Annotated in this window: 5 protein-coding genes and 4 pseudogenes; 6 read left to right on the top strand and 3 right to left on the bottom strand. The window is 68.7% G+C overall.

Annotation, left to right across the window (positions count from 1 at the left end; all coding sequences use genetic code 11):
* A pseudogene (locus tag ACWGJ5_RS46355) lies at nt 1–498 on the top strand (hypothetical protein); the annotation flags it as partial.
* A 98-nt stretch (nt 499–596) separates the two neighbouring features.
* Here ACWGJ5_RS46355 and rpsN read toward each other — a convergent pair.
* Nucleotides 597–905, bottom strand: coding sequence for a 30S ribosomal protein S14 (rpsN, locus tag ACWGJ5_RS46350; RefSeq protein WP_453315609.1), 309 nt, complete (start codon nt 903–905; stop codon nt 597–599).
* On the bottom strand, nt 902–1,078 hold the full coding sequence (gene rpmB, locus ACWGJ5_RS46345) for a 50S ribosomal protein L28 (protein ID WP_453315608.1): 177 nt from the start codon (nt 1,076–1,078) through the stop codon (nt 902–904). The genes rpsN and rpmB overlap by 4 nt, the downstream gene beginning before the upstream one ends.
* 23 nt (nt 1,079–1,101) lie before the next feature.
* Here rpmB and ACWGJ5_RS46340 point away from each other — a divergent pair.
* The 5 genes and pseudogenes from ACWGJ5_RS46340 to ACWGJ5_RS46320 form a co-directional block, all read left to right on the top strand.
* Nucleotides 1,102–1,176, top strand: a pseudogene (locus tag ACWGJ5_RS46340) (50S ribosomal protein L33); the annotation flags it as partial.
* Nucleotides 1,175–1,357 (top strand): annotated as a pseudogene (locus ACWGJ5_RS46335) (cobalamin biosynthesis protein CobW); the annotation flags it as partial. The pseudogenes ACWGJ5_RS46340 and ACWGJ5_RS46335, both read left to right, overlap by 2 nt.
* 14 nt (nt 1,358–1,371) lie before the next feature.
* Nucleotides 1,372–1,593, top strand: a pseudogene (locus tag ACWGJ5_RS46330) (L-tyrosine/L-tryptophan isonitrile synthase family protein); the annotation flags it as partial.
* Between the two features lie 65 nt (nt 1,594–1,658).
* Nucleotides 1,659–2,954 (top strand): protein kinase domain-containing protein, encoded by a 1,296-nt coding sequence (locus tag ACWGJ5_RS46325; RefSeq protein WP_453315607.1) that lies wholly within the window; start codon nt 1,659–1,661, stop codon nt 2,952–2,954.
* Nucleotides 2,955–3,038: 84 nt separating this feature from the next.
* Nucleotides 3,039–3,722, top strand: coding sequence for an alpha/beta fold hydrolase (locus ACWGJ5_RS46320; protein WP_453315606.1), 684 nt, complete (start codon nt 3,039–3,041; stop codon nt 3,720–3,722).
* Nucleotides 3,723–4,334: 612 nt separating this feature from the next.
* Here ACWGJ5_RS46320 and ACWGJ5_RS46315 read toward each other — a convergent pair.
* Nucleotides 4,335–4,973, bottom strand: coding sequence for a ScbR family autoregulator-binding transcription factor (locus tag ACWGJ5_RS46315; RefSeq protein ID WP_453315605.1), 639 nt, complete (start codon nt 4,971–4,973; stop codon nt 4,335–4,337).
* Nucleotides 4,974–6,373 lie beyond the last annotated feature (1,400 nt).

Here is a 6,373-nt window from a genome sequence, read left to right as displayed (position 1 = left end):
GGCTCGGCCTCCTTCACCTGGACCGTCGGCTCCTCGGGCGGCACCTGCTCCTCCTCCCAGCTGCTGGCCAACCCGGGCTTCGAGTCGGGCAGCACTGGCTGGACCGCCACCAGCGGCGTCATCACAAACGACACCGGTGAGGCGGCCCACGGCGGCTCGTACTACGCCTGGCTCGACGGCTACGGCTCCAGCCACACCGACACGCTGTCCCAGTCGGTGACGATCCCGGCCGGCTGCAAGGCCATGCTCACCTTCTACCTGCACATCGACACGTCGGAGACCACCAGCAGCACCGCGTACGACAAGCTGACGGTGACCGCCGGTTCGACCACCCTGGCGACGTACTCGAACCTCAACCACGCCTCTGGCTACGCCCAGAAGAGCTTCGACCTGTCGTCCTTCGCGGGACAGACGGTCACTCTGAAGTTCAACGGCGTGGAGGACTCCTCGCTGCAGACCAGCTTCGTCGTGGACGACACCGCCCTGACGACCGGCTGATCCTCGGTACGGCCCCGGTCCCGCACGCGGAAACCGTCCGCGTGCGGGACACGCCGTTACCCGTGCGCCATGTGGATGTGGGTTCTTCGGCGGGCAGGTCACCAACTGCTCTTGGTCACGCCAGGGAGCTCGCCCGCGTGGGCCATCTCGCGTACCCGGATGCGGGACAGAGCGAAGGCGCGCAGGTGGCCGCGGGGGCGGCCGTCCACGGAGTCGCGGTTGCGCAGGCGGGTGGCGCTTGTGTCGCGGGGCCGCCGGCGCAATTCCCGCTGGGCTGCGGCGCGCTCGTCGTCGGATGCCCGGGGCGACGAGTTGATCGCCTTCAGCGCGGCTCGGCGCGCGGTGCAGCGGGCCACGACGAGCCGCAGCTGTTCGTTCTCCGCGATCTTGCTCTTCTTCGCCGTCAGACCTTCCCTCCCTGTGCGCGGATGCGCGCCACCGCGGCCTCGGTGCCGATCGTCTTGATGCCCTTGGCGGAGAGAGTGAGCCGGAGGTGGCGGCTTTCACTCGACAGCCAGTAGCGCCTGCTCTGGACGTTCGGGTCGAAGCGGCGCTTGCTGTGCCGGTGGGAGTGGGCGATGCGATGGCCGAAGCCGGGCTGTCGTGGCCCGTGACGAACTGCGCCCGATCACCAAGCTGAGGTCCACCGCCGGTACCGGCCACACCTACGTGACCCGCCTGGGAGATGGTGCCCCCCGAGCGCCGTATCTCCGCATCCGTGGACTGGCACCCCGAGCACGGTGACCGCTGCCAGTACCTCACCTTCACCTCGCCAGGCCTGGACCGGGACGGCCTGTCGTCCCTGCTCGACTCGTGCCTGCTCACCGACGAGGAGTACACGGCGGGCAGGGACCACTGGGGCGGGGGCTCGGTCATCCTCACGCCGTACGGCTGTCCATCCATCCGCAGCCCACCGGGGCCGCCAAGTTCGGCATCCGCCTCCTCGATGCTCCGGACGCATGGACCACTCCGTGGCACTCGGCGGCCCTGCGTCGAACCGACGGGACGTGGATCCTCATGCCCCGGACCGGCGCCGCACAGCAGGGCCGGCTGATCCACCGAGGCGGCAGACCCAGCCATTTCGAGCAGAACTGAGATGAGCGACACGCGCCACAGGGTCGGCTTCGGATCACAGAGATCCCACAAGAACTGCTCCTACGGTGCCTCGGCGGAAGTCGGCAACGAGGGGGAGCACCGTGGATCGTTCACGTCGTCTGGGCGGACGCTACCGTCTGGAACGGGTCCTGGGTCGAGGGGGGATGGCCGAGGTATGGCTGGCGTACGATCTGCTGCTGTTCCGCCAGGTTGCCGTGAAGACGCTCCGGCCGGACCTGGCGGCCGATGCCGAACACTGGGCGCGTTTTCGCCGTGAGGTCGTCTCGGCGGCGCTGTTGGGCCACCCGTCCGTCGTCGCCGTCTACGACGCGGGCGAGGACATGATCGACGGTCACCTCGTCCCGTACCTCGTGATGGAGTACGTCAAAGGCAGCACGCTACTCCAATTCGTGCGCGAGGCACGGATCACCGGTCCCGAGCACGCCCTGGAGCTCACTGCCGGCGTGCTGGAGGCGCTCGATCACGCCCACCGCCACGGCATCGTCCACCGGGACATCAAACCGGCGAACGTCATGCTCTCCCACGAGGGCACCGTGAAGGTGATGGATTTCGGCATCGCCCGCTCGGTGGATCGGGCGGGTACGACCCTCACCCGCACCTCGGTGGTGGTGGGCACGGCCGAGTACCTCTCGCCGGAACAGGCCCGGGGCGAGCAGGTGGACTTCCGCACCGACCTGTACTCGGCCGGCTGCCTGTTGTACGAACTGCTCACCCGTCGCCCCCCGTTCACCGGTGACACCCCGCTGGCCGTGGCCATGAAGCACCTCTCGGAACCACCGGTGCCTCCCTCTGCCCACACTCGGCAGCTGCCTGCCGCCTACGACACCCTGGTGCTGCGCGCGCTGGCCAAGGACCGTGCGGACCGGTACCAGACCGCCGAAGACATGCGCGAGGCCATCGGGAAGGTACTGGCAGGCCGTGCCACGGCAGTCACCTCGCCGCCGCCGGCTCCACCTGCGACGGTTCGGCACACCCGGCTACCGCCGCCCCGGGATTCCCGGAAAGAACGCCCCGCGCGCCGACCGCGTATCCGCCGGCCGCTCCAGGCGATGGCGGTGCTGCTGGCGGCCGCCGCGTGCACCTACGTGATCACCGGATCCCCCGCCCCTGCTCGCCCCCGGGCCGCGGCACCCTCGCTGATCGGCGAGACGATGGCCGAAGCCCGATCGAGCGCCCAGGCAGTCGGCTTACGCGTCCAGCCCGTCCGACACCGAGCGTGCCCTCACCCCGGCACGCCCGTCGGCCGCGTATGTGAGCAGACACCCTCGCCCGGCAGCCAGGTGCCACGTCACGCCGTCCTGCGGGTCACCCTGTCGCCCGGCACACCTCATCAGAGGTAGAGCTTCCCTTGCGCCACCACGACCGTATCGTCAGCCGTCAACTCACCCCCGGGAGTCGGGTGCTGCCCGGCCTATGATGACGCGGTGAAGTTCGTGATTGTGCCTGGTGGTTGGCACGGCGGATGGGTGTTCGACTCAGTGGCGGCCGAGCTGCACCGAGACGGTCACCAGGTCGAGGCGGTGACCCTGTCAGGGTTGGAGTTGGACGGCTCAGTCGACGTGGAGCGTCCGCCGAACCTCGACACCCATATGGACCAGGTGGCCGAGATCATTGACCGCAGTGACGAAAGGCCCCTCGCGCTGTGCGGGCACAGCTACGGCGGGATGGTGATCGCCGGTGTCGCGGATCGGCTCGGCGACCGCCTCGATCAGCTCGTCTTCATCGACGCCTACGTCCCGGAGGACGGGGATTCGTGCTGGACTTTGACCAGCGACCGTTTCCGGGAGTTGTTCATGGCCGGCTCCCGCGCCGACGGTCGTTGGGTCGCGGTCCCTGGTGGGTTCGACCCTCGCGCGCGACCGCACCCACTGGCGAGCTTCGTCCAGTCGGTCAGGCTGGGAGGCGGCCCCGGGCACGAGCTCGGCCGGACGTTCATCAGTGGTGGCGCGTGGCCGGGGAGCCCGTTCGTGACCCTGACCGAACGGCTACGCAGCGACTCGGGTTGGCGGGTTCACGAAATTCCGGTTGGTCACAACATCGCCCTCCGCGACCCGTTCAGCCTGTCGGCCATTCTCGGCGCATTGCCACCGGCCCGTGGGAAGCCATGATCCGGATGCGCAGACATGGCGGAGAGTGGACGAACACAACGACGTCACGACCGGCCCGGACCTCGGTGAGCTTCGGATTGGCCCGATAGTCGCCCCTCGTCCTGGAGCGTTGACACCGGTTGGGTGGCGCTGGCGCTCGACATCGAGGACCCACGTGTGCTGTGTCCCGGCCCAGGGGCGAGTAGGCGACGAACACCACGCCGAGTGCCGCAGCCGTGGGGATTGCGGACTCCTCGAGGCGAACGCCGGGGTCGCGGTGGTGCGCGTCGCACAGGTCGATCTCGTCGCTGCCGAGGCGCTTCAGGCTCGCGTCTACGCACTACTGGTCCGGCTGTCGCACGATGCCGAACTTCGTGGCGAGGAAGCCCCGTTGGCGATGGGCGCGGACGAAAGGGCCAAGGAGCGCCTCGTTTCGTGTCCGTACAGGTCCGCGGTGTCGAGCACGGCGACGCCCGCGTCGAGGGCGGCGCGATGTTTCCTGCGCCTGGGCCGGTGCGCCGGGTCCGTAGAACTCGCTGCAGCCCGTGCAGCCCAGGCCCTGGACACCGACTAACGGGCCGCCAGTGGCATGGGAAGGGCTCTCCTTGCGTGACGGCGGGAGGGCGCGAGGTGTCACGCGTGGCAGGGGAGAACGATGTCGAGGATCTCCCGTACGCGGTCGGTGAGGTCCTCGCGGTTGTGCTCGACCCAGGAGATGTGCTGGCTGCCGAAGAACGCGGCGACGACGACGCGGGCGATGGTGGCGGCGTCGGCGGTGGGCTGCCAGGCGCCCTCGTCCTGGGCCCGTGCCAGTAGCTCGGTGATGAGCTGGGTGAATCCGCTGAACGGCGTCGGCATGTCGGCCTTCACCAGGTTGCGCTCGATCTGCAGCCGGGCACCGGCCTGCGCCACCGGATTGTCCCGCAGGAAGACCGCAGTCTGCAGGAGGAACTCGGCGACCGCGTCGAGCGGCGGGAGCTGCCTGGCCATGACCGAATCGGCGACGGCGGGCAACTGCGTGTAGAACTCCTCGGTGACGGCGACGGCCACTGCCTCCTTGTTCTTGAAGTGGAAGTAGACGGCGCCCTTGGTCACCTCCGCGCGGTCGGCGATGTCCTGGAGTGTGACGGCGGGGAACCCCTTCTCAGCGAAGGCACTGGCAGCGGCCTGCAGGAGCTGCCTGCGGGTGTGGCCGGCCCGTTCCTGCTTGAGTTCCCGCAGGGCGGCCTTGGTTCCGGGGGCTGTCCAAAGATCGCTGTTGCGGTTGTTCATGGTCCCTCTTCCGTGCTGGGCTCTGGAGCGAGCCTGAGCCTTGCTAGATACCTCTGCGAAGGTATATTGTTTCGTTGATTCTAATACCATGGGAGGCCATGGGCCAGTTGCGTGAACTGCCGGGACGAGCAGTCGGCGCACGCAGGGTCGCACCTGGGCAGCAGGCGCATGCCGGTGCGACCGTCCACGCAGGCGTACCCCCTGGCTCGCTCGCCGAGCGCGGGCCCGTCGGCGTGAAGCCTTGAGGGTCCGCTCTGACGATCTCGGACAGGTGCGGCCCGCATACTGCCCACGGCCACGCCTTTCGGTGGCCGCTACTTTTTCCGACACATGCACTTGGCTGAAAGTCGAATACACCGCCACAGGCCGGGCCGGCGCATTGGAGCAGCGGGCTCCGGCGGCCAAGGGGCGGTCGGCTTGCGACGCGGAGAGGTATGGGCGCCAGGCCGCCCGACCGGTGGGGGAGGGACGGGGTGCCCCGTCCGCGACGCGAATCAACATTCCGCACACCCTCGGTTTGGTGCGCGAATCGCCAGAATCGCCGCGGGCCCGGCCTGCCGGCACAAGGCTGCCGTCGCCGCACGGCCGAAGCCGGGCTGCGCTGCGCCCGCCGGGCGCCGCATGGCCGAACCCCCGAGGGTCGTGCGGCGACCCCTCCTCCCGTCGGCGCCCGGCCCTCCGGTACCCGCCCTCGTGGGCACCTGGTGCGCAACTGGGGGATTTCCCCGGTTGCACACCCCGGTCGGCGGCGGTGCCGAGGATGAAAAAAATACCTTGGCAAAGGTATCCTTCTGGTGGGTCGGTCGGAGTCGCGCACAGGGCTCCGAGGTCCCTGACCGTGAGCGGCGGGTGCGGCAGAGGAGTGGTACATGGATTCCGAGCGGACGTCGAGTGGATCCCGATCGCGGCGCTCGTCCGTCGCACTCGCCCCGGTCCGCGGGGGAGAACGGCGAGTACGCCCGGGCCCTGGCGGAACCGCAGGCCCAGCTGCCGCCGATCGTCGTGCAGCGAGGCACGAACCGGGTGGTCGACGGTGCGTACCGGGTCCGCGCAGCCCGGCTCCGGGGAGAACGGGCCGTCCGGGTGTGGCCCGTCAGAACCGAGGGAGTTCGCGGCGAACCCCGGAAAGCGGGGAATTCGCGGGCATTGACAGGGCGGCGAATTCCTTGGTTTTCTCGTGAAAGCGGCATCGGAAACATTGCAAGAATTGCTGCAGAAAGCGCATAGGGTGCGTTCCAGGAAACTCTGCAATCTGGTTATGTGGGTCTGAGACGAGGTGTTGAGAGAATGACCGAGTCATACGGTTGGACGGGAAAGGATCGTCGGGTTCGGCGGATTGTTCACTCGGCTTCCGGCACGATGTTCCTGGTTCCGTTGGACCACTCGCTGGCTGATGGTCC

The organism is Streptomyces sp. NPDC054783 (assembly GCF_053611725.1).
This window is presented reverse-complemented; position numbering and strand designations above follow the sequence as displayed.